The sequence below is a fragment of the Pantoea sp. Mhis genome (assembly GCF_009830015.1).
The window spans coordinates 124,296-149,655 of the sequence record NZ_SZZX01000002.1; the positions used below are offsets into that span (position 1 = coordinate 124,296).

At 26.7% G+C, this 25,360-nt stretch carries 20 protein-coding genes and 1 pseudogene; 13 read left to right on the forward strand and 8 right to left on the reverse strand.

Annotated elements, in window-relative coordinates; translation table 11 throughout:
- The first annotated feature begins 10 nt into the window (after positions 1-10).
- The 9 genes from fabD (at position 11) to lpoB (ending at position 7,441) form a co-directional block, all read left to right on the forward strand.
- Positions 11-970 carry an ACP S-malonyltransferase gene (fabD, locus tag FD727_RS01340; protein ID WP_159938366.1) on the forward strand — a complete coding sequence of 320 codons (960 nt, stop codon included), beginning with the start codon at positions 11-13 and terminating at the stop codon, positions 968-970.
- Positions 954-1,688, forward strand: coding sequence for a 3-oxoacyl-ACP reductase FabG (fabG, locus tag FD727_RS01345; RefSeq protein ID WP_159938367.1), 735 nt, complete (start codon positions 954-956; stop codon positions 1,686-1,688). The genes fabD and fabG overlap by 17 nt, the downstream gene beginning before the upstream one ends.
- A gap of 149 nt (positions 1,689-1,837) precedes the next feature.
- Positions 1,838-2,074, forward strand: coding sequence for an acyl carrier protein (acpP, locus tag FD727_RS01350; RefSeq protein ID WP_159938368.1), 237 nt, complete (start codon positions 1,838-1,840; stop codon positions 2,072-2,074).
- Between the two features lie 478 nt (positions 2,075-2,552).
- Entirely contained in the window at positions 2,553-3,566 is a 1,014-nt protein-coding gene (gene mltG, locus FD727_RS01355; protein WP_159938369.1) for an endolytic transglycosylase MltG, read from the forward strand.
- Entirely contained in the window at positions 3,563-4,198 is a 636-nt protein-coding gene (gene tmk, locus FD727_RS01360; protein ID WP_159938370.1) for a dTMP kinase, read from the forward strand. The genes mltG and tmk overlap by 4 nt, the downstream gene beginning before the upstream one ends.
- Positions 4,195-5,175, forward strand: a complete 981-nt coding sequence (locus FD727_RS01365; RefSeq protein ID WP_159938371.1) for a DNA polymerase III subunit delta' C-terminal domain-containing protein — start codon at positions 4,195-4,197, stop codon at positions 5,173-5,175. Before tmk ends, FD727_RS01365 begins: the two co-directional genes overlap by 4 nt.
- A 30-nt stretch (positions 5,176-5,205) precedes the next feature.
- A complete protein-coding gene (locus FD727_RS01370) occupies positions 5,206-5,997 on the forward strand; it encodes a YchF/TatD family DNA exonuclease (RefSeq protein WP_159938372.1) in 792 nt (263 codons plus the stop codon).
- A gap of 284 nt (positions 5,998-6,281) precedes the next feature.
- Positions 6,282-6,644 (forward strand): HIT domain-containing protein, encoded by a 363-nt coding sequence (locus FD727_RS01375; protein WP_159938373.1) that lies wholly within the window; start codon positions 6,282-6,284, stop codon positions 6,642-6,644.
- A gap of 188 nt (positions 6,645-6,832) precedes the next feature.
- A complete protein-coding gene (lpoB, locus tag FD727_RS01380; protein ID WP_159938374.1) occupies positions 6,833-7,441 on the forward strand; it encodes a penicillin-binding protein activator LpoB in 609 nt (202 codons plus the stop codon).
- A gap of 26 nt (positions 7,442-7,467) precedes the next feature.
- Here the strand turns inward: lpoB and mfd are convergent.
- Positions 7,468-9,516 (reverse strand): annotated as a pseudogene (gene mfd, locus FD727_RS01385) (transcription-repair coupling factor); the annotation flags it as partial.
- 1,930 nt (positions 9,517-11,446) lie between these two features.
- Between mfd and lolC the strand changes: the two are divergent.
- From lolC to lolE, 3 genes are read left to right on the forward strand one after another with little or no spacing between them, the layout of a single operon-like run.
- Complete coding sequence (gene lolC, locus FD727_RS01390) at positions 11,447-12,646, forward strand: lipoprotein-releasing ABC transporter permease subunit LolC (RefSeq protein ID WP_159938376.1); 1,200 nt, start codon at positions 11,447-11,449, stop codon at positions 12,644-12,646.
- Positions 12,639-13,322 (forward strand): lipoprotein-releasing ABC transporter ATP-binding protein LolD, encoded by a 684-nt coding sequence (gene lolD, locus FD727_RS01395; RefSeq protein WP_159938377.1) that lies wholly within the window; start codon positions 12,639-12,641, stop codon positions 13,320-13,322. The genes lolC and lolD overlap by 8 nt, the downstream gene beginning before the upstream one ends.
- Positions 13,323-13,342: 20 nt before the next feature.
- Complete coding sequence (lolE, locus tag FD727_RS01400) at positions 13,343-14,590, forward strand: lipoprotein-releasing ABC transporter permease subunit LolE (RefSeq protein WP_159938378.1); 1,248 nt, start codon at positions 13,343-13,345, stop codon at positions 14,588-14,590.
- A gap of 136 nt (positions 14,591-14,726) precedes the next feature.
- On the opposite strand, the gene potD is transcribed toward lolE, so the two are convergent.
- The 6 genes from potD to mnmA form a co-directional block, all read right to left on the reverse strand.
- The gene (gene potD, locus FD727_RS01405) at positions 14,727-15,767 is read right to left on the reverse strand and encodes a spermidine/putrescine ABC transporter substrate-binding protein PotD (RefSeq protein ID WP_236393555.1); all 1,041 of its coding nucleotides are present in this window, start codon (positions 15,765-15,767) and stop codon (positions 14,727-14,729) included.
- An 8-nt stretch (positions 15,768-15,775) separates the two neighbouring features.
- Positions 15,776-16,549: a spermidine/putrescine ABC transporter permease PotC gene (gene potC / locus FD727_RS01410; protein WP_159938402.1), complete on the reverse strand. Its 774-nt coding sequence runs from the start codon at positions 16,547-16,549 to the stop codon at positions 15,776-15,778.
- Positions 16,546-17,406 (reverse strand): spermidine/putrescine ABC transporter permease PotB, encoded by an 861-nt coding sequence (gene potB / locus FD727_RS01415; protein WP_159938380.1) that lies wholly within the window; start codon positions 17,404-17,406, stop codon positions 16,546-16,548. The genes potC and potB overlap by 4 nt, the downstream gene beginning before the upstream one ends.
- Positions 17,390-18,505, reverse strand: coding sequence for a spermidine/putrescine ABC transporter ATP-binding protein PotA (gene potA / locus FD727_RS01420; RefSeq protein WP_159938381.1), 1,116 nt, complete (start codon positions 18,503-18,505; stop codon positions 17,390-17,392). The genes potB and potA overlap by 17 nt, the downstream gene beginning before the upstream one ends.
- A 554-nt stretch (positions 18,506-19,059) precedes the next feature.
- A complete protein-coding gene (purB, locus tag FD727_RS01425; RefSeq protein WP_159938382.1) occupies positions 19,060-20,439 on the reverse strand; it encodes an adenylosuccinate lyase in 1,380 nt (459 codons plus the stop codon).
- Positions 20,440-21,064: 625 nt separating this feature from the next.
- Positions 21,065-22,174 carry a tRNA 2-thiouridine(34) synthase MnmA gene (mnmA, locus tag FD727_RS01430; protein ID WP_159938383.1) on the reverse strand — a complete coding sequence of 370 codons (1,110 nt, stop codon included), beginning with the start codon at positions 22,172-22,174 and terminating at the stop codon, positions 21,065-21,067.
- A gap of 715 nt (positions 22,175-22,889) precedes the next feature.
- On the opposite strand from mnmA, the gene icd reads away from it, so the two are divergent.
- Positions 22,890-24,140 (forward strand): NADP-dependent isocitrate dehydrogenase, encoded by a 1,251-nt coding sequence (gene icd, locus FD727_RS01435; RefSeq protein WP_159938384.1) that lies wholly within the window; start codon positions 22,890-22,892, stop codon positions 24,138-24,140.
- Between the two features lie 320 nt (positions 24,141-24,460).
- Here the strand turns inward: icd and nadE are convergent, their stop codons facing one another.
- On the reverse strand, positions 24,461-25,279 hold the full coding sequence (nadE, locus tag FD727_RS01440; protein WP_159938385.1) for an ammonia-dependent NAD(+) synthetase: 819 nt from the start codon (positions 25,277-25,279) through the stop codon (positions 24,461-24,463).
- Between the last annotated feature and the right edge of the window lie 81 nt (positions 25,280-25,360).

Here is a 25,360-nt window from a genome sequence, read left to right on the forward strand (position 1 = left end):
AATGTGAAAGATGGTGCAATTTGCTTTTATTTTTCCAGGACAAGGGTCACAGACGATAGGTATGTTATCTGAACTTGCTGTAGAAGAACCTGAAGTGAAAAATATTTTCTCCGAAGCGTCTAATGTTTTAGGATATGATCTATGGAATCTTACTCAACAAGGTCCACCTGAAATATTGAATAAAACTTTGTATACTCAACCAGCCTTATTAACCGCATCAGTAGCAATATACCGTATTTGGCAAAATAAAAATGGAGGTCTTCCATTACTAATGGCAGGCCATAGTTTAGGTGAGTATTCTGCTTTAGTATGTTCAGGTGTATTAAAGTTTGTTGATGCTATTAAACTAGTGGCGTTACGTGGTAAATTAATGCAAGAAGCAGTGCCTGAAGGCACTGCTTCTATGCAAGCTATTATAGGACTTAATTGTAATACTGTTCAAAAAGCTTGTGAACAGAGTTCGCAAGATCAATTAGTATCTTTGGTGAGCTTTAACTCTCCAGATCAGGTAATTATTGCAGGTCATAATGAAGCAGTAAAACGTGCAATTTTACGATGCAAAATTGCTGGCGCAAAACACATAATACCATTGAAGGTTAGTATTCCTTCGCATTGTCAATTGATGCGCAATGCATCTAATAAATTGATGAAAATTTTAGAATCTATAAAATTTAATAAACCAATAGTCCCTGTAATAAATAATGTAGATGTAAAATGTGAAAATGATGTTGAAAAAATACGTCATGCATTAGTACGACAACTTTATAATCCTGTGCGCTGGAATGAAACAATAGAATTCATCGCTACACAAGGTATTAAGCAATTATTTGAAATTGGGCCAAGTAATATTTTGGCTACTTTAGCTAAACGTATTGTAGATAATATAACTGCAATGGCAGTGAATGATCCTATTTCATTAAATAATGCGCTTATGCATGGAGTAAAAGAAAATCATGAATTTTGCAGGTAAAATAGCATTGATAACTGGTGCAAGTCGAGGAGTTGGTCGAGCAATTTTAGAAACTTTAATCTTACACGATGCCATAGTAATAGGTACAGCTACAAGTAAAAGTAGTGTAGACGCTATTAGTTCTTATTTAGGTAATAAAGGAAAAGGTTTTCTGTTAAATTTAGCAGATGTTGATTCTATCGATAGTATGTTAGAAACAGTGCGTTTCGAATTCGGTGAAGTAGACATTTTAGTTAATAATGCAGGTATTACACGTGATAATTTATTAATACGTATGGATAATGATCAATGGATGGATATTCTTAATGTTAATCTTACATCTGTTTTTCGCTTATCTAAAGCTGTAATAAAATCTATGATAAAAAAACGTAAAGGACGTATTATTAATATAGGTTCTGTAGTAGGTGCTATGGGGAATGTAGGACAAACAAATTATGCTGCAGCAAAAGCGGGTTTAATTGGATTTACTAAATCTTTAGCTCGTGAAGTAGCATCACGCGGTATTACAGTTAATGCAGTAGCACCAGGCTTTATTGATACAGATATGATAGATACACTAAATGAAAATCAACTTTCATATATTTTGGATACAATACCTGTAAAACGTTTAGGTAATCCACAAGAAGTGGCAAATGTTGTTGCGTTCTTAGCTTCTGATGAAGCTTCTTATATTATAGGTGAAACACTACATGTCAATGGTGGAATGTATATGATCTAATAAATCACAAAAATATTTACATATTCTATGATAGAATTTGTAGAATTATAAAAAATCATAGTTTGATAGTCCGTAGTTTGTTGTATGTAAACATATTGTATACTACGAAAATCATCGCATAAGCGATTTTTGATAGGAAATTAAATAGTATGAGCGATATTGAACAACGTATTAAGAAAATTGTAGCTGAGCAACTAGGTGTTAAAGAGGATGAAGTAGTAAGTACTGCATCTTTTGTGGAAGACTTGGGTGCTGATTCTCTTGATACTGTTGAGCTGGTAATGGCTTTGGAAGAAGAGTTTAATACTGAAATTCCAGATGAAGAAGCTGAAAAAATTACTACCGTTCAGGCAGCTGTTGATTATATTTATAATCATCAAAATTAATAATAAATTGCATCAAATTATTAATTTTAATAAGTATTCTTTTTAGGCGGACAAATAAATATCCGCCTAAATTTTAATAGTAAAAATATTTAAATCTTATTATTTAATAATAGATATTCTTTTAGTGTTGACTAATATATTGATAATGAAAGATTATAACAAATCATTTAAATATATTATAAATATAATTTTTTTAGATCTTATATTAAGATGCTGATTAAAAATTTATTTACTAGAAAATTAAAAATAAAATCATGATATTTATCATAATCTTGCTTAATAAAAATTTATGTTAATAATATTATTATGTAAATACTTAAAACATTTAGTAAATATAGTGATAGAACGAATTTAATAGCATTGAAACATTAATCTATATTTTTCTAGTAAAAATTTTTTATATATGAAGTTTTAAGTATTTTATTTATGCATATCATTAACTTTATCAGAAATGAATATATAAAAACATGAGTAAATCATGATTATAATAAAAAATATTTTTTTTATATTTACAGTAATCATATGTATTGTAATTACATTTGTTTATTGGCAAGTTAAACATATTGCTAACACCCCTTTAACTCTACAAGTAAAAACTATTTATACTATTCCAGTTGGAATAAATTGCATTAAACTAATAAAACAGCTAGAAACTAAACATATTATTCCTCATAATATTTGGTTTTATCAATTTTTAAAATTAAAACTTCAATGGTCTAAAATTAAGGCAGGAACTTATTGCCTAAACTCTTCTATGAACATAAATCAATTATTAAATTTATTTATCAATGGTCAAGAAGCACAATTTTCAATACGATTTGTTAATGGTTCTTGCTTAAAAGAATGGTTAAAGGAATTACGCTTTGCTCCTTACATTAAACATACATTAACAAATGATCCATTATCTACTATATCACTAATGTTCAAGATCAATGAAAATCAGTTAGAAGGAGCTTTTTATCCAGATACTTATTTTTATACAGCTAATACTAGCGATATAGTATTATTAAAACATGCACATATACGTATGAAGAAAATAAGTGATACAATCTGGCATAACCGTATGAAAACATTACCTTATACAAAAAAGGAGGATATGATAACTATAGCATCAATTATTGAAAAAGAAACTAGTATAAATAAAGAACGAAGAATTGTATCATCAGTATTTGTTAATCGTTTATATGCTGGAATGAAATTACAAGCTGATTCAACAGTTATTTATGGTATGGGAAATAATTATAATGGTTTTTTAACACATAAAGATTTACAAAAAACTAATAATTATAATACTTATAAGATAAGAGGACTACCTATAGGTCCAATTGCTATGCCTAGTAAAGAATCGTTGGAAGCAGCAGCACATCCTGAAACAACTAATTATTTTTATTTTGTAGCAAATGGAAAAGGTGGACATACTTTTAGTAAAAATTTAACTGATCATAAGAAAGCTATTCATTTATATCAATTAGTAATTAAAAAAAATAAATGAAAAATAAATTTATTGTTATTGAAGGTTTAGAGGGTGCTGGTAAAACTACCGCACATACAGTAGTAGTTTCCGTATTGCAAGAATATAATATTAATAATATTGTACTAACTAGAGAACCAGGTGGTACTCCATTAGCTGAACGTTTAAGAATATTAATTAAACAAAGCGTAGATGGAGAAAAAATTTGTGATAAAGCTGAGTTATTAATGATATATGCTGCGCGTATACAATTAATTGAAAATGTTATTAAGCCAGCTTTAGCACGAGGAGCGTGGGTGATAGGAGATCGTCATGATTTTTCTTCACAAGCTTATCAAGCTGGAGGACGAGGTTTAGATATGCAATTAATAAATACATTAAGACATATTATTTTAGGTGACTTCAGTCCTGATTTAACTCTATACCTTGATATAACTCCTGAAATTAGTTTACATCGAATTTATCAACGTGGTCAATTGGACCGTATTGAACAAGAGTCATTAAACTTTTTTCAGCGAGTACGTGAACATTATCTTAAAGTTTCTGCAGTTGATTCAAAAGTAATAATTATTGATGCGACTCAAAATTTAAAAACTGTTAAATTATCACTTCAAAAAGTTTTGTATAATTGGTTAGAAAATCTAAATTTATGAATTGGTATCCTTGGTTAAATCAAATTTATCGTCAAATTATTGAATGCCACCAAAATAATCGAGCACATCATTCAATATTAATTCAAGCTATTTACGGCATGGGAGATGATCTATTAGTATGGGCTATTAGTCGCTGGTTAATGTGTCTACAACAAAGAGGTATAAAAAGTTGTAATTATTGTCATGGATGTCAGTTAATGACAGCACATAATCATCCTGATTGGTATTGTTTAAAAGCAGAAGAGGGTAAAGTAACTATTGGTATCGATGCTATTCGTGATGTAGTTGAACAATGTTATCATTGTGCACAACAAGGTGGTGCAAAAGTTATATGGGTTCAAAATACATTGCAGCTCACTGAAGAAGCTCATAATGCTTTACTAAAAGTAATAGAGGAACCTCCTAACAATTGTTGGTTTTTTTTAAGTTGTAATGATTATTCAAACTTGCCTTTGACATTACGTAGTAGATGTATTTTATTTCATATTTTTCCACCAGAAGAATCATATAGTTTACAATGGTTACAACAAAAATGTTCTTCTTCAAAAGAAATACTGCATATTGCACTAAAATTGAGTAATGGTGCACCTGCGGCAGCATTTAAATTCATCGAATCTAATCTTTTTGAACAACGCAAAATTCTTTATGAAACATTACTGAATGCTTTAGATAAGAATTTACTACTATTAGTTCCAGTATTAAATAAAAAAAATGTATTTGATCTTTTAGATTGGTTAATATCGCTACTTGTAGATGTTATAAAAGTTCAACAAGGTGCCATCAAATGGATAAATAATAGTGATTATTTAGATATAATAATAAAACTTTCAAAAGAATTTAATAATCTTTCACTTCATAAAAGTATAAATCATTGGATAATTGGTCGAAAACAAATTAGATTAATATCTACATTTGAACGTGAAATTATTCTTACTGAACGTGTATTAGTATGGAAACAATTACTAATTCGCGTTTAATTTAACTAAATTGCAAGAGTTAACATAAATATGTTTATAGTAGATTCACATTGTCATCTAAATAATTTAAATTATCATAAATACCATCTTAATTTAGATGACGTTATCACTAAAGCTTTATCATATAATGTTAAATTTATATTAGCCATTGCTACTAATTTAGCAGATTATCGTAATCTTAAACAATTAGTAGGTGATCGGAAAAATATTGCATTATCTTGCGGAATACATCCACTAAATCAACAAATTCCATATCATATAAACGAATTACGTACCTTAGTTTTAGAAGAATCTGTTGTAGCGTTAGGAGAAACTGGACTAGACTATTTTTATAGTCAAGAAAATAAATTTCAGCAACAAGCTTTATTTAGGCAACATATCCGTATTGCTATTTCTTTAAATAAACCTATTATAGTGCATATGCGTAATGCATGTGATGATACAATAGCCATTTTACGTCAAGAAGCAGCTGAACGATGTAAAGGAGTATTGCATTGTTTTACTGAAAATAAAGAGACTGCGAAGATTCTACTGAATTTAGGTTTTTATATTTCTTTTTCAGGAATAATAACTTTTCGTAATACTGAGAACATAAGAGATGTAGCACGATATGTACCAATTGATCGTATATTATTAGAAACTGATTCGCCTTATTTAGCGCCAGTACCTCATCGTGGGAAAGAAAATCAACCAGCTTTTACGCGTTATATAGCCGAATATGTAGCAATATTAAAAAAGGTAGATATTGAAACATTAGCTGCTATAACTACAGAAAATTTCTGTAAATTGTTTCATATTCCAACAGAATATCTAATAGATTAATTTAATGAATTATTAATTGTATAATATGTAAATATAAGTTAATTAACTTTATAGAAAATTTAATAAGTTAAACTTTATATATAATAAATAACTTATATAAGTTATACTTTATATATTATAATTATACTTTACTATAAAAGAAGATATTTATTATCTCATTATCTTTGATAATTCAACATAAATCTTAATTAGAGTAATTTTAAGATGGGCAATTCAGTTAATATGATACTTCAATCTTAAAATAATATATATATATATATTATTAGTATTAAGGAATATATACTATGTTTAAAGAAACAATTTTTAGTAAGATTATTCGACGTGAAATTCTTGCTGATATAGTATATCAAGATGAATTAATTACCGGATTTCGTGATATTTCACCTAAAGCACCAATACATATTTTAATTGTTCCTAATATTCTTATCCCAACTCTTAATGATGTAACAATTGTACATCAACAAATATTAGGACATATGCTAATAATAGCATCAAAAATTGCATATAAAGAAAAAATATCTAAAAATGGTTATCGTTTGATAATAAATTGTAATGAGCATGGTGCTCAAGAAATTTATCATCTACACATACATTTATTAGGAGGTCAAAGGTTAGGTCCTATGTTAACTACTTTAAAAAATAAATAAAATAAATTTTCGATATTTTAATGAATAAGTTATATGAAACATAATGATATTAATCATTAATATTATTTAAATAGTTAAAACATAAAATAAAATTAATCATAATTAAATATCGTCTAATAAATATTAATTAATAATTAAGGTTTTTATTTAATTAATATTAATTTAAATTTTATTTAAAGGAAATATTTGTGATACGTAGCATATTGCAACATTTTATTATTGTCTTATTAACAATTATGCTTATTGGTTGCATATCTCAATATCAAAAACGTACTCCACAGGTAATACCTATTAAATCAGATAATTCTATAATATATCCACGAACTCTTCCACCATTCGAAGGTCCATTATCAGAAAAAGTGCCAAAAATGCCAGATTTAAGAAATATTAGTTGGCATCAAAATATAAAAAAACTTGTTTTAAATATGATAAGATCTGTAGATGTAACACCGGGAGATAATATATTATTAGTAAATTCTATTAAGAATAGTACTAACGGTATATTACAACTAGATAAAATAACAATGGTAATTCGAAAGAGCTTAGCTAATAATGGCAAATTTACTTTAATCCCTATCTCCAAGATTAATGAAGCTAAATATATGCTTGGTTTATCAATGAAAGATGAGTTAAACTCATTAAATAAAGCTATCGGATTAGCACGTATTGTCAATGCAAAATATATGCTTTATAGTAATGCTTTAGGAAAGTTTAATTCTCCAACATTAAAAATGCAATTAATTTTAGTAAAAACTGGTGAAATTATTTGGTCAGGTGATAATATAACATCTATATAAATATATAGTTTTTATAATATATAATGTTAAACGCAATTGTTTGATATTTTAGAAATAAAATCACGCAACCATTGTATGCGTGACTTATCATCTGTTAGATTAATGGTAAATTTCAATCTTAATGGATTTTGTAATTTCCAACGTTTTGGATCATTCTTAATAAGGTTAATTAACCAATTTAGATTTACTTGATTTTCATGTAAAAATTCAAAAAAGCCACCTTTGCCATTAATTTCTATTTTGCTTATTCCTATAAAATGAGCTATTAAGCGCATTTCACTAATATCAAATAAATTTTTTACTGGTATTGGTAGATCACCAAAACGATTAATTATTTCAATTTTAATGTCATTAAGTTCCAACTGATTTTTAGCACTAGCTATACGTTTGTAGAATGAAAGACGAACATTTACATCAGAAACAAATTCTTTAGGCAATAATGTAGGTATATGTAATTCTATTTCAGTTTTATTGCTTATAAGATCTTTTAATGAAGGTTCTTTTCCTATTTTTAATGCATTAATGGCATTTTTTAACAATTGCATATATAATGCATATCCAATTGTTTCTATCTGTCCACTTTGATCTTCACCAAGTAATTCGCCAGCTCCACGAATTTCGAGATCATGTGTTGCTAAAGCAAAACCAGCACCTAAGTCTTCATAAGAAGCAATTGCTTGTAATCTTCTTTGTGCATCAGTAGTCATTTTTTTAGGATGAGGAGTAAGCAATAAAGCATATGCTTGTTGGTGTGAACGTCCAACACGTCCTCGTAATTGGTGTAATTGTGCTAAACCAAATTGATTAGAGTTCTCAATAATAATTGTATTAACATTTGGTATATCGATACCAGTTTCAATGATTGTAGTACATACTAATACATTAAAACGATGATGTTGAAAATCGCTTATAACTTTTTCTAAATCATGTTCGCGCATCTGGCCATGTCCAATTGCAACACGAGCTTCAGGTACTAATCTTGCAAGTTGATATGCAATTTTTTCTATATGTTTTACATTATTATACAAATAATAAATTTGTCCACCACGAAGTATTTCCTTTAAAATCGCATCACGTATAACTGATTTATCATATCTTCGTACAAAAGTTTTTACCGCTAAACGATTAACAGGTGGAGTAGCAATAATTGATAAATCTCGTATACCACTCATTGCCATATTAAGTGTACGTGGAATTGGAGTTGCAGTAAGAGTTAGAATATCAACATTCGTATAAGTTCCTTTAATAAGTTCTTTATGACGTACTCCAAAACGATGTTCTTCATCCACAATTAATAAACCTAGATCATGCCATTTAAGATTATTCATTAGAAGCTTATGAGTACTAATCAAAATATCAATCTTACCTTCGGTAGCTTGTTTTAAAACTTGATGCTGTTCTTTAATATTAAGAAATCTAGATAGCACTCCAATTCGTATTTGATAATTGGCAAAACGCTTACAAAAATTATCATAATGTTGTTGTGCTAATAAAGTAGTGGGCACTAATACAGCTACTTGTTTATTATTTTTAACTGCAATAAAAGCAGCACGCATTGCAATCTCAGTCTTTCCAAAACCTACATCACCACATATTAAACGATCCATCGTTACTGGTTTATACATATCATTCAATACAGCATCAATAGCGTGTTTTTGATCTGGAGTAGTATTAAACTGGAATTCTGCACAAAATTTAAGATATTGCTCATAATTATTTTTAAATGCAAAACCAGTTTTAGTAGCACGTTGAGAATAAATATCTAATAATTCAGCAACGGCATCACGTATTTTTTTTGCTGCATTTTTACGTGCTCTTAACCAATTATCAGTACCTAATTTATGTAAGGGTATATTTTCACAGCGATCTACAGAATAACGGCTGATTAGATGTATTGATGTTATTGGCACATAAAGTTTATCATCATCAGCATATGAAAGTATTAAGTATTCAGCTTCGATATTGTTTATTGTAAGAGATATTAAGCCAATGTATCTACCTACACCATGTTCTAGATGTACTATAGGTTGACCAGGATATAATGTGGATAAATTATCCAATAGCATAGATGAATTAAAATAGTAAAAGTAATTTTTATTATTAAAATAAATATATTATCCAAATAAATTATTTTCGTAAATCAAAGTAATTGGATTATTAGCATAAATAAATCCATAATTAATATTACTGATTATTAATATTTAATAATAATTTAAAGTTTGATTGAAAGATATAATTAATTAAGAATAATTTTGATATATAATAGCAAATTTTTGAGCTCTATAGGTGTATGTTGTATCTAATTTTTGCGTTTTTATTATAGGTAATAAGGGTTAATATTTAAGTTAAGATTTATATGAGATTTTTTTGATAAAAGTTTATTAGTATAAATATATTTATGTTTAAGATTTAATTTTATTTATTAATATATTTAGATATAAAAATATTATTTTGGTTATTAAATTTTGATGTATCTAGTACATGGTTAAGTTATAAAACATTTATTAAAATTATTCCATAAATGTTCAGTTCTGAACTATGAATAATTATTCATAAAAATAATATTAGATGGTAATTAATTTAAAATTACTGATAATTTATTTTTTAAAAACAATAATTGCTAATATTTAATATCTATAGTTAGCAAAAAATTTAATTATTTATTAATAAGCATGTTTAGTTTATATCTTACAATCAAGATGTTATTCATTCCATTAATAATAAAATAATTTAATTGCTGTCTTATATATAAGAAATTTATGTAATGAAAACAGATTAATTAGATTAATAGTGCTTAATGGATGTTGATGTTACAAATCATACATATATGAATTATTAATTGTTTTATTGCAAGGATAAATTCGATAAAAATTTTTGGTTTGGAATAGATATAGATCTATATATATTCACTATAATTTATAATATCATCTATAGATTTTTATCTATTTCAAAATTTATATAATATATTATACGATACTTTTATATACTGTGTATATAATTAAAAAGAATTAATTCGTAAAACTATGTAGACATACACGATGATCTATTAATGTATTAACTAGTATAATACAATTACTTTTATTCATAAAAAGATAATTGCAGTAATGTATCAATACGACTGAAAACGGTGTTTAGATTTGTGGTACAAAATTCATAATATAATTTTTGCTAATTAATTAACTTTATAAATGAAAAATTATAAGTTGATGTTTAATTTGAAGATTTAAGATAGATTGTATATCTATAGTAATAATTAACATTAGACGTTAATAACATTAAATTTATTATTATCTTTTAAAATATATGTAGAATAACCAATTAGTTGTCCAATTTTGCAATAATCATTGCTTTTAATAGTTAATGGTTAGGATTATTCTTCCAAAATACATCCGAATATTTTATCTTTCATTATAATACTATATATTATTATATATATCTAATAATTATATTAAACTTAAAAATTTATGTTGGGTCATGAGTATATATATTATTTTTAATATGAATACATAAGTCAAAACTATTTAGAATAGTACTAATATTACTAGTGTTTAATATAGTTAATAATTTACTATATCTTTTAATTCTAAATACATATATATAATATGTATTTAGAATTATTGAATGTAGTAATTATTTTAAAAAACTATATTTAATCATCATATATTTATATATGATGATTAAATATAGTTTTTTATTTTTTTTATAATACTCTTCTCTTATAATATCAATGATAATAAATTCGATATATTCAAATTTATTTAATGAATACAAAATTTAATTTATGTTCTTGTTTCAAAAATAAAGTACATAATAATAACACAATACTTATTTTATATTGAAATTAATATATTTTATTTGTTTATACAACAATATATCTTCGTTTATTTTTTATTAACGTTAATCTAAATTGTAAAAACTTAATTTTTATAATTAAATTATTTTAAAAAAAGATCTATGTTTGATGTTTAATTAACTTAACTTAACTTAACTGACAAGATGATGTTTATGTATTTGCCACTCACTATATTTATAGCTTTACGTTATATGCATGGACGTGCTTTAGATTACTTTAATCGTTTTGTTTCTTGGTTTTCTGTAATAGGTATTATGATTGGAGTATCATCTTTAATCACTATATTATCAGCTATGAATGGTTTTGAACATGAGTTAAGAGTTAATAATCTTGATTTAATACCACATGCAATAATCACAAACAAAAAAGAAAATTTTAATCCTAAGCAACTACCTATACAAACACTTAAACTTCAAGGTATAAAACGTATATCAGCATTAACTACTGCAGATGTAGTACTACAGAGTATTCATAATATTACAGTCGGTGTAATGTTAGGAATTAATTTGAAAGAACAAAATTCGCTAACATCTTTTTTAACTAACAATGAACAAAAATTACTTCAACCAGATCAATATAAAATCATTATCAGCGAACAACAAGCGATTCAATTAAAAGTTAAAAGAGGAGATCAATTACGCTTAATTATTCCATCAGTTATTCAAGTAACTCCAATAGGTCCTATAATAAGCCAACGTATTTTTACTGTTATTGATACTTATTTAGAAAATAATGAAATAGATAATTATCAAGTATTAGTCAATCAGCAAGATGCATCAAATATGATGCATTATTCAATGGGAAATATTACTGGTTGGCGTTTATGGTTAGAAGATCCTTTTCAAATAGGTAAAATTAGTAAACAATCATTACCACATGGTTTTATTTGGAAAGATTGGCGTGAAAAAAAAGGTGATTTATTTTTAGCTATGCACATGGAAAAAAACATGATGAGTTTATTGCTAATTTTAATAATTACTGTAGCAGCTTTTAATATTCTAACTTCTCTTAGTTTATTAGTCATGGAAAAACAGTCTGAAATAGCAATTTTACAAATTCAAGGTTTAAGTCCTTATAAGATTATTATTATTTTTATAGTTCAAGGAGTTAGTACTAGTATTATTGGAACATTACTCGGTGTATTATTAGGTATAATATTTACAAGCCAATTAAATAAATTTCCGAAAATTATTGATTTTGTGCTTCATGTAACATCAATACCAATTATTATTAATATTTGGCAAATATTTTATATTACTATATTTTCAATAATTACAGCATTTTTATCAACTTTATATCCAGCATGGCATGCTACTAGCATCCAACCTACTGAGGCTTTACGTTATGAATAAACAACCTTTATTACAATGTAAAAACTTATGTAAATCATATTTAGAAGGAAAAATACAGAATAATGTATTACGTGATATCAATTTTAGTTTACAAACAGGAGAAATGATTTCAATAGTAGGAAGTTCTGGATCTGGAAAAAGTACTTTACTGCACTTATTAGCAGGTTTAGATACACCTACATCTGGCGATGTAATATTTGATGGAAAGTTGCTAAATGAAATGTCAGCATCAATGAAAGCAAATTTACGAAACAGTGAACTTGGTTTCATATATCAATTTCATCATTTGTTAAAAGATTTTAATGCACTGGAAAATGTAGCAATGCCATTATTAATTGGTAAAATACCTAGAAAAAGAGCTAAATTACGTGCCATAGACATGTTAATTACAGTAGGATTAGCAAAACAAATACGATATTATCCATCAGAACTGTCTGGAGGTGAGCGACAACGTGTAGCCATTGCTCGTGCGTTGGTTAATCATCCACGTTTAGTCATGGCTGATGAACCTACTGGAAATCTTGATTCTTATAACGCTAATGCTATTTTTAATTTAATTAAAGAATTTAATATTAAATATGGTACGACTTTTTTAGTCGTTACACATAATTTGCAATTAGCAAAGCAATTAAATTGGCAAATGGAAATGCGTAACGGAAAATTACATATCCATTAAATACTAAAAAGACCGTTCTAATGTATTATATAGTATCTATATTATTGCAATTACGTTTTAATTATATATATAAACGTAGTAATAGCATGGTTTCGTTAATTGCTATAATTTCTACTCTTGGAATTGCACTAGGTGTATCAGTATTGATTGTTGGTCTAAGTGCAATGAATGGATTTAAACGAGAACTCAATAATCGTATTTTAGCAGTAATACCACATGGTGAAATTGAACTAGTTGATAAGAATTTTTATGATTGGAAAAAAATAATTTCCAAAGTTCAATATATGTCTGGAATATTAGATAGCATGCCATACATTAATTTTAATGCAGTTATTAAGAGTGGAACAAAATTTAAGGCATTACAAATAAGGGGAATTGATTCAAAACAGAAATTACACTTTAGAACATTACCTTTTTTAACTAAAGCTAAAGGATGGGAAAAATTTAAAGCAGGTAAACAACAAATTATTCTTGGTGAAGGAATTGCTAAATTCCTTCACATAAAACGTGGTGATTGGATTACTCTTATGATCCCAAATAATAATAATAAAGAAAAATATTTACTTCAAGTAGATACATTGCAATTACAAGTCAGTAGCATATTGCAGCTAAATGGTATGTTAGATTATACGTTAGCATTAATACCAATAGCTGATGCACAAAAATATTTAAAGATTGGAAATAGTGTTAGTGGCATTGAATTAAGAATGTCTAATCCTCTACAAGCACAAAAATTACTTCTTAAAGTTGCTAATTCTATTGATTATAATATTCATATCAATAATTGGATGAATAGCTACGGTTATATATATCATGATATTCAAATGATTCGTGCTATTATGTACTTATCAATGTTATTAGTTATTGGTGTCGCTTGTTTCAATATTATTTCGACTCTAATTATAGCTATAAAAAATAAAAGTATCGATATAGCTATACTTAAAACTTTAGGTGCAAAAAATCAATTAATTTATGTAATATTTATCTATTACGGATTAATTATTGGTTTATTAGGTAGTATTAGTGGTATTGCTCTTGGTGTATTAATAGCCCTAAAATTAACTGTCATTTCACATGGATTAGAATATATTATTGGTCATCAATTACTTATAAGAGATGTATATTTTATTGATTTTTTACCTTCAGAATTACATTGGATAGATGTGTTATTTATTTTAATTACTGTGCTGATATTAAGCTTATTAGCTAGCTGGTATCCTGCATACCGAGCTAGTCGCGTCAATCCAGTTAATGTACTTAATAGATAGTTATTGATATAAATAAATGCATAAACTAACTATATTACTAATATAATTAGTAATTAATTATTATTTTGTATAAGTATAATAATCTTTGCTTTCTAAAAAACTACTTTGAATAATAAGCAAAGCATTAGTAATCTTATTACTGGAGTGTTTTTAGTTTCTGGAATAACGTTTCGTACTGTATGCTAGCATCTCCTACGTCATTTTGCCATTCTCCATTTTTTATTATTTCAGGAGATGGATAAAGTAAAGGATTTTCTGCAACTTTCTTAGGTAATAATTTTTTGGCAGCTAAATTAGGAGTAGGATATCCTGTCATTGCTGCTACTTTAGCTGCAATATCTGGACGCAATAAAAAGTTAATCATTTTCATTGCACCTTCTTTATTCTTTGATTTAACCGGAATAGATAAGTTATCCATCCAAAATATACCACCTTCTTTAGGCCAAATAATTTGTATTGGCATTCCGGCTTGACGTATTACATAGGCTGAACCGTTCCAAATCATTCCAATATTTACTTCACCCTCCATGAAAGGATTACCTGGATTATCTGAATCAAATGCTCGTACATTTGGCATTAATTTTTGAAGTTCTTTATAAGCAGATAAAATCTCTTTAGAATTTCTTGTATTACCTGAATAACCTAATTTACGTAGAGCTATCTGAAATACTTCACGTGCATCATTAAGCAATAATAAACTTTGCTTATACTTTGGTTTCCAAAAATCTGCCCAACTAGTAACTTCTTTTGCATTCAATATATTGGTATTGATACCAATAGAGGTAGCACCCCAGATATAAGGAATTGAATAATCATTATTCGGGTCAAAAGGTTTATTTAGTAGATTAGGATCAAGGTTATGAAAATTACTCAAACGAGATTTATCAATTTTCTGTAACATCCCTTCATTTCGCATTTTAGCTATAAAATAAGTAGAAGGTACTACTAAATCGTAGACGCTATTTCCCCATGTTTTAAGCTTAGCATACATTGCTTCATTAGAATCATAAGTGGAATAAACTACTTTTATACCCGTCTCTTTAGTAAATTGTTCTAATATTTCTGGTGGAACATATTCTGTCCAATTATAGAAGTAAAGAATATTATTGTTAGCTTGTACAATTTGTACACTGAATAGTGATAATATCACTATAATCTCAATTAAGAACTTTTTCATAAATTTCTTCATTTAGTTTTATCACGAAATAAAATTTGACTACCTATCACCAGGATTAATGACATTAATATTAAAATAGTTGATAACGCATTTATCTCCGGTGATACACCCACTTTAACCATAGAGTAAATTTTTAGTGGCAAGATTTCGAAGCTAGGTCCGGTAACAAATGATGAAACTACAACATCGTCCATGGATAGTGTAAAACTAAGCATCCAACCTGTAGCTACAGCTGGCATAATCAAAGGAAAAAGAATTTTTGCTAAAATAGTCATTTCTTTTGCTCCTAAATCCTTTGCCGCTTCTAGCATTCTTATATCAAAGCCTTTTAAACGAGAATATACTGAAATTACAACAAAAGGTAAACAAAAAGTTATATGAGAAAATAATAATGACCAAAAATTAAGAGAAATGCCTATTATTATAAATAGCACTAATAATGATATTGCCATTACAATATCTGGAGACATTATTATTATAAATAGCATAGCACTAATAAATTGCTTACCTACAAAATTATAACGATATAGAACAATAGCAGTTAATGAACCTAATAGTGTAGCACAATTTGCTGACATTATTCCCATAATTAATGAATGCTGAGCTGCTTGAATTAGAGAATAATTTTTTGATAACGCTTTATACCATTGAATGCTGAACCCTTCCCAATTCATGCCAAATCGTGAAGAGTTAAAAGAATTTAAAACTAGTATAATGATAGGTATATAAAACCAAGAATAAACAAAGCTCATAAAAGTTCCATATAACCAACGAGTCATTATTGTAACTCCATTTTAGCATCCCATATATGTACTACACGCCAGTAAATAATAATTAATAACCACATAAACAAAATCATTACAATACTTGTAGCTGATCCGAATGGCCAATCTCGAATATTTAAAAATTGATTTTTAATTATATTACCAATCATTAAATCTTTTGCACCTCCCATTAAATCGGCAACATAAAATAGTCCCATAGAAGGAATAAAAATTAGTAAACAACCAGCGATAATACCAGGCATAGTAAGTGGTAAAACAATTCTAATAAAAGTTTTAATTCTATTTGCCCCCAGATCACGTGCAGCTTCAAGATAGCATTGATCTAGCTTATCTAAGCTAGAATAAAGGGGAAGTACCATGAAGGGTAATAAAATATAAATTAATCCTAAGATAACTGCAATCGATGTATACATAATACGAAATGGCTTATCTATTAGGCCTATCCAAAGCAAGAAATTATTCAACCATCCACGTGTACTCAAAAACATTTTTAATCCATAAATACGAATAAGAGAATTAGTCCAAAATGGCACCATTAATAAAAATAACATCAATGGACGGATATGTTTTGGTAATCTTATTAAACACCAGGCGAAGGGATATCCTATTGATAAACAACATATTGTAGTAATAAAAGCCATATGAAGAGAATGTAAAAAAACATGAGTATAAAGTGGATCTTTTAGCTGAATGTAGTTATTTAAAGTAAATATTACACTTATAAAATGCTCATTATTACGTGTTAAAAAACTAGTGGTAAAAATCATAATGTTCGGTACAAGAACAAATAATATTAACCAACCAATAATTATAATTATAATTGATTTTTGTAAGCGATTACTTATTAACTTCATATGGTAGTATTACCTCCCAGGTAGGCACCCAACTTATAGCCATTTTCTGGTTCAAAGAGTGGTCAAAATCTGGATCATCTTCATTAAAAAATTCACTTACTGTTACGAATTTTCCATTTTCTAATTCAACGGTAGATTCAAGCATCATACCTTTATAATTACGCTCTCGTACATATCCTACTAAATTTTCAATACAACTATCAGAATCTATTTCTTTGACTCGTAAATCTTCCGGACGTAATAAGACATGTAATTTATCACCTGTTTTTACTGAAAAATTACAATATAAATCACATTCATAACCTTCAACATATGCTCGTATATTTGGCACATTATCACTATTTAATACTTCTGCATCAAATATATTAATTTCTCCAATAAAACGAGCTACAAATAAATTAGCTGGTTCCTCATAGATTTCTCTAGGAGTACCATCTTGTTCAATATTACCATTATTTATTACTACAATTCGATCCGACATGGTTAGAGCCTCTTCCTGATCATGAGTAACTAATATGAAAGTAATACCTAATTTACGTTGTAAAGCTTTTAGCTCGTTTTGCATTTGACGTCTTAATTTATAATCTAAGGCTGATAATGGTTCATCAAGTAACAGTACTTTTGGACGATTAACTACTGCACGAGCAATGGCTACACGTTGTTGTTGACCGCCTGAAAGTTGATGTGGTCGACGATTAGAAAAGTTTTCTAATTGCACCATTGATAATACTTCATTTACACGTTGAGTTATTTCTGCAGCTAATGTTTTTTGCATACGTAACCCAAAGGCAACATTCTCAAAAACTGACATATGAGGGAATAATGCATAACTCTGAAATACAGTATTAATATGACGATGTTCTGCAGGTGTATCAGTAATATCCTGTTCATCAAGAATAATACGTCCATCATTTACATGTTCCAACCCAGCAATTAAACGTAAAATCGTGGTTTTTCCGCAACCGGAAGGCCCTAAAAGAGTAACAAATTCTCCATGATGGATGATTAAGTCAAAAGAAGAAATAATATCTTTGCCATCAAAAGCTTTTCTAATATTAGAAAGCGTAACCAGCTTTTGTTGCACGCTTATTTGCGTCATTATTTTAGTCACTCAATCTAAACAACAAAATATAAATGTTCACTAAGGACATAGGTATATAAAATGATAGTACAATACATATTAATTAAATTAATCATATTTTTGATAAAAATAATCCCACAATATTTTGATAATTGTAAATCTTCTCCATATTATCTAATAGCTCTAGAAGCCAGAAAATTAAATTTAAATTAATTAAATATTAAATCATTAAATAATAATTTAATATTGTATCTAATTAATTTAATTAGATATTTACTATTTTTAATAGATGATCTTTATCAATTTATATGTATCCTACATTAATAATAGATTTTTGTATAATGTAGAATTTATATCACTATACGAATAGTATTAAATTATATAAATTAGTAAATTTAGTAATCTATAAAATAATTTTTACTATTATTATTTTTATGAATAAATCATATTAATAGTATTTAGATAAATGATACAATTAATTTAATATGTTTATTACAGTTATTGCTTAAATCATCAAAATAATTTACTTTATATACGTATTACTTTCTTAGTAAAATAAATCTATCTTTAAATTATTCTAAATCATCAACCATTTGTATAGATCTACCAAGATAATTAACGGGTGTCATTTGTTTTAAACGATATTTTTCTTTTTCTGGTAATTCCAGATTATCAATAAAATTGTGTATATCAATTGAATTAATATCTTTTTTACCCCGTGTTAAAAATTTTAATTTTTCATATGGATTTTTAATGCCGTAACGTCGCATAATAATTTGAATCGGTTCGGCTAAAATTTCCCAATTTTGATTTAATTCACTGAGTAAAAATTCAGTATTTACTTCTATCTTAGATATACCTTTTAATGTTGCTTGATAAGCAATGAATGCATAACTAATGCCTACTCCAAGATTACGTAGTACAGTTGAGTCTGTTAAATCTCGTTGCCAACGAGAAATAGGTAGCTTATTAGATAAATGCTGCATCATTGCATTTGCTAAACCTAAATTACCTTCAGAATTTTCAAAATCAATTGGATTTACCTTATATGGCATTGTAGAGGAACCAACTTCTTCGGAAATTACTTTCTGTTTAAAATATTTCAATGAAATATAACCCCAAATATCTCGATTAAAATCGATGAGTATAGTATTAAATCTTATGATACAATGAAACAATTCAGCAATATAATCATGTGGTTCAATCTGTGTAGTGTAAGGATTCCATTTAATACCTAATGATGTAACAAACTGCTCACTTACTTGATGCCAGTTTACTTCTGGATAAGCAGCAATATGAGCATTATAGTTTCCTACAGCACCATTTATTTTTCCTAATATTTCTATATTATTTAATTGATATAATTGACGTTTCATACGATATACTACATTTGCCATCTCTTTACCTACTGTAGATGGTGTAGCGGGTTGACCATGTGTGCGCGACAATAACGGAATATTTTTATATTCTTTAGCTAAATTTTTTATAGAATTAATTATTCTACTCCATGTTGGAATAATCACTTTATGGCGTGTAGTTTTTAACATCAGGGCATAAGATAAATTATTAATATCTTCTGAAGTGCAAGCAAAATGAATAAATTCAGAGTTCTTGCCTAAAATAGGATCATTAGCTATTTTTTCTTTTAAAAAATATTCAATCGCTTTTACATCATGGTTAATATTCAATTCAATTTTTTTAATATATTTAGCATCTTCTTCACTAAAATTATCAATAATAGAATTAAGAAGCAAATTTGTATTATTATCAAATGCAGAAATTTCTTTAATTTCTTCTGTTGCTGCTAACTTTTGTAACCAGCAAATTTCAACTTTTACACGCAACTTTAATAAACTATATTCACTAAAAATTTCACGAAGCATGTTAACTTTATGTGCATATCTTCCATCAATGGGTGAAATAGCAGTAAGATAAGATAGTTCCTGTTCCACGTGACTAATCTCCTCCTCCTCCTTCTAAATAATTTAAAACTATGGTGAAAATATCTATTATTTCGATAATAAACTAACTAACATAGTGTTAGTTTTACTAACTAAACATTGATATGTAAGATTAATTACATAGATTTACTATCTATTTATTTCCATAACACTATAAAAATACATCAGATGACAGTATAGCACGCAGTTTATTTTGAAACTGAGGATTTTCCGATTAATTTAACAAATTAATTGATTGGATTAATACCAAAAGATTAATATTGATTAAATCTATAATTTAATTAAGTGCATAAGATTTTTATATATAATATATAAGCTAATAATTAAAATTAATTGATTAATTCTACAAATGATAATTTGTATATTTATACTACTTGCTATAGTTTTTATTATCCAAAGAATTAATATGTGACTTATTTATACTGTAGTTAATAGAATATAAGTATTATTATTAAGTAAAGTCAAAATGTATTTAAATGTAACTTAAAATAAAATTATTATTAATCTATCACATGATTATATCATTTATATTTTATAATATAACCTATCTAATATTAAATTTAAATTATTATAACTTTTATACTTAAGGTAGTACTTTTATTTTAATAATGTTAATTTAATTTATTACTAAAGGTAACCGTTGTTTAATTATACCACCACCAAGACAAATATCATTTATGTAAAACACAACTGATTGACCTGGTGCTATAGCTGACATAGGTTGATGAAAGTGTACCTCAATATTATTATTATTTATTATAATTTTGCATGGAGCATCTATTTGACGATATCGAGTTTTAACTGTACAATAAAAGGGAAAGATTTTAGGTTCATGATTAATCCAATGTAATTGTTGAATAACCACACCAGTTGACATAAGACTTGGATGATTTGAGCCTTGAGCTACAATTAATCTATTGTTTGTTATATCTTTATCAACAACATACCAAGGATTACCGTTGCTGTTTTTGCGCCCGCCAATTTTTAAACCTTTACGTTGACCTAAAGTATAATATATAGCTCCTTGGTGTTCACCAATTACTTCACCTAACATATTTTCTATATAACCTGATTGAGCAGATATATAATTAGCTATAAAATCACGAAAGTTACGTTTACCAATAAAACATATACCATTGGAATCTTTTTTTTTGGCTGTACTTAAATTAAGTATTTGTGCGATATATCTCACTTCTAATTTTGTGAAATAACCAATAGGAAATAAGCTTTGTTTAATTTGTTTTTGATTTAAAGTGTAAAGAAAATAGCTTTGATCTTTATTATTATCAAGACCGCGTAATAAGAAACTTTTATCTTCTATATTTTTGCGACGTACATGATGTCCAGTAGCAATAAAATTTGCACCTAAATTTTTGATAGCAAAATCGCTAAATTCTTTAAATTTAATTTCTTTATTACATAAAATATCAGGATTAGGTGTAAGTCCTAACTCATAATCTTTAAGAAAAACCATAAATACTTTATCCCAATATTCAGCAGAAAAGTTAATTTTATGTAATTTAATGTTTAATTTATTGCATACAGATTGTGCATCAGATAGGTCTCTAGCAGCATGACAATAATCATCATTATCGTCTTCTTCCCAGTTTTTCATAAACAGACCTTCAACTTTATATCCTGCTTTCTTAAGCAACCAAGCAGCAACAGAAGAGTCAACACCTCCAGACATTCCGACAATTATTTTTTTCTGATTTTTATCAGTCATAACATACTCGTATCTTGGAATTCAAACAAATATGATATTTTATCATTTAAAGTAATAAAATATCATATTATAAAAAATCTAAATAGAACTTTTATCAAAAATTTTATAAATGAAAATAAAAGTTTTATGAATTTATTTTTAATCTATAAGTTTATTTTTATTATTCAATTTATTGAATTAGATTGAATTTAATAATGAAAATATATGTAAATTTTAAATTATAATGTTAATTATTGTAATATTTGAATTTATATTATTTATTAACTTTTAATATTTATTTAATTTAATAAATATTAAATTTATTTTTTATTTTAAATAACGTAAGATTATTATCTTATAATTTTATTATTAATAAATAAGATAAATTTATTACCATGATACAGTATGTTACTATGTAACTAGATTATATTATTTAAAATATTAATTATATTTTTAATGCTTCAATTAAAATTAAATGAGTAATAGTTACTAACTGTTTATTAGTTAATAGCTATAAAATTTAGTATTTTTTAAAATTTTAATTAACTAATTAATTAGATTACTTAATTTGAATATTAATGAATAATATTCAGAAGTATATTCAATGAATGTTTATATTTTTAATATTAATTACTTTAATATATATATTACTAATAATTAGTAATTATATTATTAATAATTTAATGAAATACTCTGTATTTTATATTTATTTTTTAAATTATACAAAGGAAAAATAATGTTAAGCCAAGTACATATTCCAGCTGAAGGTAAAAAAATTACCTTTGATCAAGGAAAATTTTATATTCCAGATAATCCAATTATTCCGTATATTGAAGGTGATGGTATAGGTATTGATATTTCTCCGGTTATGATAAAGGTAGTTAATGCCGCTGTAAAAAAAGCATACAAAGGAAAAAGAAAAATTTATTGGATGGAAATTTTCGCTGGTGAAAAATCATTAAAAATTTATGGTAATCATATCCATCTTTCTCAAGAAACAATTGATTGTATTAAAAATTATCATTTTGCTATTAAAGGTCCATTAACTACTCCAGTAGGAGAAGGTATCCGTTCTTTAAATGTTAGATTAAGACAAGAACTAGACTTATACATTTGTATGCGTCCAATTCGTTACTATAACGGTACACCAAGTCCAATGAAACATCCAGAAAATATTAATATGATAATCTTTCGTGAAAATTCTGAAGATCTTTATGCTGGTATTGAGTGGAAAGCTGGTTCAACTGCATCAAATAAAATTATTAAATTTTTACGCGAAGATATGAATGTCACAAACATCCGTTTTCCTTATCAATGTGGTATTGGTATAAAACCTTGTTCTGAAGAAGGAAGTAAACGTTTAATTCGTGCAGCAATTAATTATGTTATTAAACATAATCGTAACTCATTAACTTTGGTACATAAAGGTAATATAATGAAATTTACCGAAGGTTCTTTTAAATATTGGGGGTATGAGTTAGTAAAAGATGAATTTGGTGGAAAAACAATAAATGGTGGTCCGTGGATGCAATTTAAAAATCCGAATAATAATAAAGAAATTCTTGTTAAGGATGTAATTGCTGATGCTTTTTTACAACAGATTCTTTTACATCCTATAGAATATGATGTTATTGCATGTATGAATTTAAATGGAGATTATATTTCTGATGCGTTAGCAGCACAAGTAGGTGGTATTGGAATTGCGCCTGGTGCAAACATAGGTAATGAATGTGCATTATTTGAAGCTACTCATGGCACCGCGCCTAAATATGCGGGTCAAGATAAAGTAAATCCTAGTTCTATGATTTTATCAGCTGCAATGATGCTTCGTCATATGAGTTGGTTTAAAGCAGCAGACTTAATTGTAAATGGCATAGAGACTACTATAGCTAACAAAACTATAACCTATGATTTTGGATGTTTTATGAAAAATGCTGTTATAGTAAAATGTTCGGAATTTGGTAATGCAATTATTGAAAATATGTAATTTTAAAGCAAATTTTTTATAACGGGAACACTTTATGATTCCCGTTAATTATTACAATGAATAAATAATTGTTAAATTTATTATATTCAAAATGTTAAGAAAAATTAAATTTTTATAAAAAACATAAAGATATTGAAAATAATTATTTATTAATCAACAATCGAATTATTCATATTAATATTTAAAATATGAAATATTATTCATTATAATTTAATAATAACATTATTATTTTTTTTGACAGTACTGGTTATTATCATTTAATTTTAAATATTTGAATATTTATTTAAAATTATGTTTGTATAATAATTAAGTTAATTATTTTATATATAATCAAATATAGTAATAGGTAATCGACGTTTATGTTCTGTTTTTAAGTACAAATCCTCAAGAATTTTAGATGTTAATTCATTAATCTTTTTACCTTCTAAATAATCATCTATATCATTATAAGTAATCCCTAATACCGATTCATCTGGTAAAGCTGGATGAATATCTTCTAAATCAGCAGTAGGTTGTTTTAAATATAGATGTTCCGGACATTTTAGTGTTTTTAACATTTGTTTACCTTGTCTTTTATTTAAACGAAAAAGTGGATTAATATCACTTCCTCCATCTCCAAATTTAGTATAAAATCCAGTTACTGCCTCTGCAGCATGGCCTGTGCCAACAACTAAACCTTTGTACATATTAGCAATAGTATATTGTACTTTCATGCGTTCTCTTGCTTTTTCATTACCACGTATAATATCTGATAAAATAATTCCGGCATTTTTAAATGAGTATTCACTAGCTAATACAGCAGGTTTAATATTTACTACTAATACACAATCAGGTTTAATAAATTCAATTGCATTTTCACAATCTTTTTCATCTATTTGAATACCATATGGTAAACGTACAGCGATAAAAGTATAATCTTTATCATTAGTCTCTTTACGTAATTCACACATTGCTATTTGAGATAATTTACCAGCTAAAGTGGAATCTTGACCACCACTAATTCCTAATACTAATGTTTTTAACATTAGATTATTTCTTAAATAGTTTTTTAAGAAATCTATGCTACGACGAATTTCTTTTTGAGCATTGATAATAGATTGTACTCCTAATTTATGAATAATTTCTTGTTGCAATGACATCTAAATTCCTTTTAATATTATCTATATTAATATAATAATATTTATATTTATAAATAAACTCTAAGATATATCTATTAATTT

Bases quoted from the DNA above. Each gene is read 5' to 3' on its own strand.
- FD727_RS01365 (WP_159938371.1), top strand. From the start codon at position 4,195: ATGAATTGGTATCCTTGGTTAAATCAAATTTATCGTCAAATTATTGAA.
- icd (WP_159938384.1), top strand. From the start codon at position 22,890: ATGTTAAGCCAAGTACATATTCCAGCTGAAGGTAAAAAAATTACCTTT.
- potA (WP_159938381.1), bottom strand. From the start codon at position 18,505: ATGACGCAAATAAGCGTGCAACAAAAGCTGGTTACGCTTTCTAATATT.
- acpP (WP_159938368.1), top strand. From the start codon at position 1,838: ATGAGCGATATTGAACAACGTATTAAGAAAATTGTAGCTGAGCAACTA.
- fabD (WP_159938366.1), top strand. From the start codon at position 11: ATGGTGCAATTTGCTTTTATTTTTCCAGGACAAGGGTCACAGACGATA.
- lolD (WP_159938377.1), top strand. From the start codon at position 12,639: ATGAATAAACAACCTTTATTACAATGTAAAAACTTATGTAAATCATAT.
- tmk (WP_159938370.1), top strand. From the start codon at position 3,563: ATGAAAAATAAATTTATTGTTATTGAAGGTTTAGAGGGTGCTGGTAAA.
- potD (WP_236393555.1), bottom strand. From the start codon at position 15,767: ATGAAAAAGTTCTTAATTGAGATTATAGTGATATTATCACTATTCAGT.
- FD727_RS01370 (WP_159938372.1), top strand. From the start codon at position 5,206: ATGTTTATAGTAGATTCACATTGTCATCTAAATAATTTAAATTATCAT.
- fabG (WP_159938367.1), top strand. From the start codon at position 954: ATGAATTTTGCAGGTAAAATAGCATTGATAACTGGTGCAAGTCGAGGA.
- nadE (WP_159938385.1), bottom strand. From the start codon at position 25,279: ATGTCATTGCAACAAGAAATTATTCATAAATTAGGAGTACAATCTATT.
- potB (WP_159938380.1), bottom strand. From the start codon at position 17,406: ATGAAGTTAATAAGTAATCGCTTACAAAAATCAATTATAATTATAATT.
- lolC (WP_159938376.1), top strand. From the start codon at position 11,447: ATGTATTTGCCACTCACTATATTTATAGCTTTACGTTATATGCATGGA.
- mltG (WP_159938369.1), top strand. From the start codon at position 2,553: ATGATTATAATAAAAAATATTTTTTTTATATTTACAGTAATCATATGT.
- lolE (WP_159938378.1), top strand. From the start codon at position 13,343: ATGTATTATATAGTATCTATATTATTGCAATTACGTTTTAATTATATA.
- FD727_RS01375 (WP_159938373.1), top strand. From the start codon at position 6,282: ATGTTTAAAGAAACAATTTTTAGTAAGATTATTCGACGTGAAATTCTT.
- mnmA (WP_159938383.1), bottom strand. From the start codon at position 22,174: ATGACTGATAAAAATCAGAAAAAAATAATTGTCGGAATGTCTGGAGGT.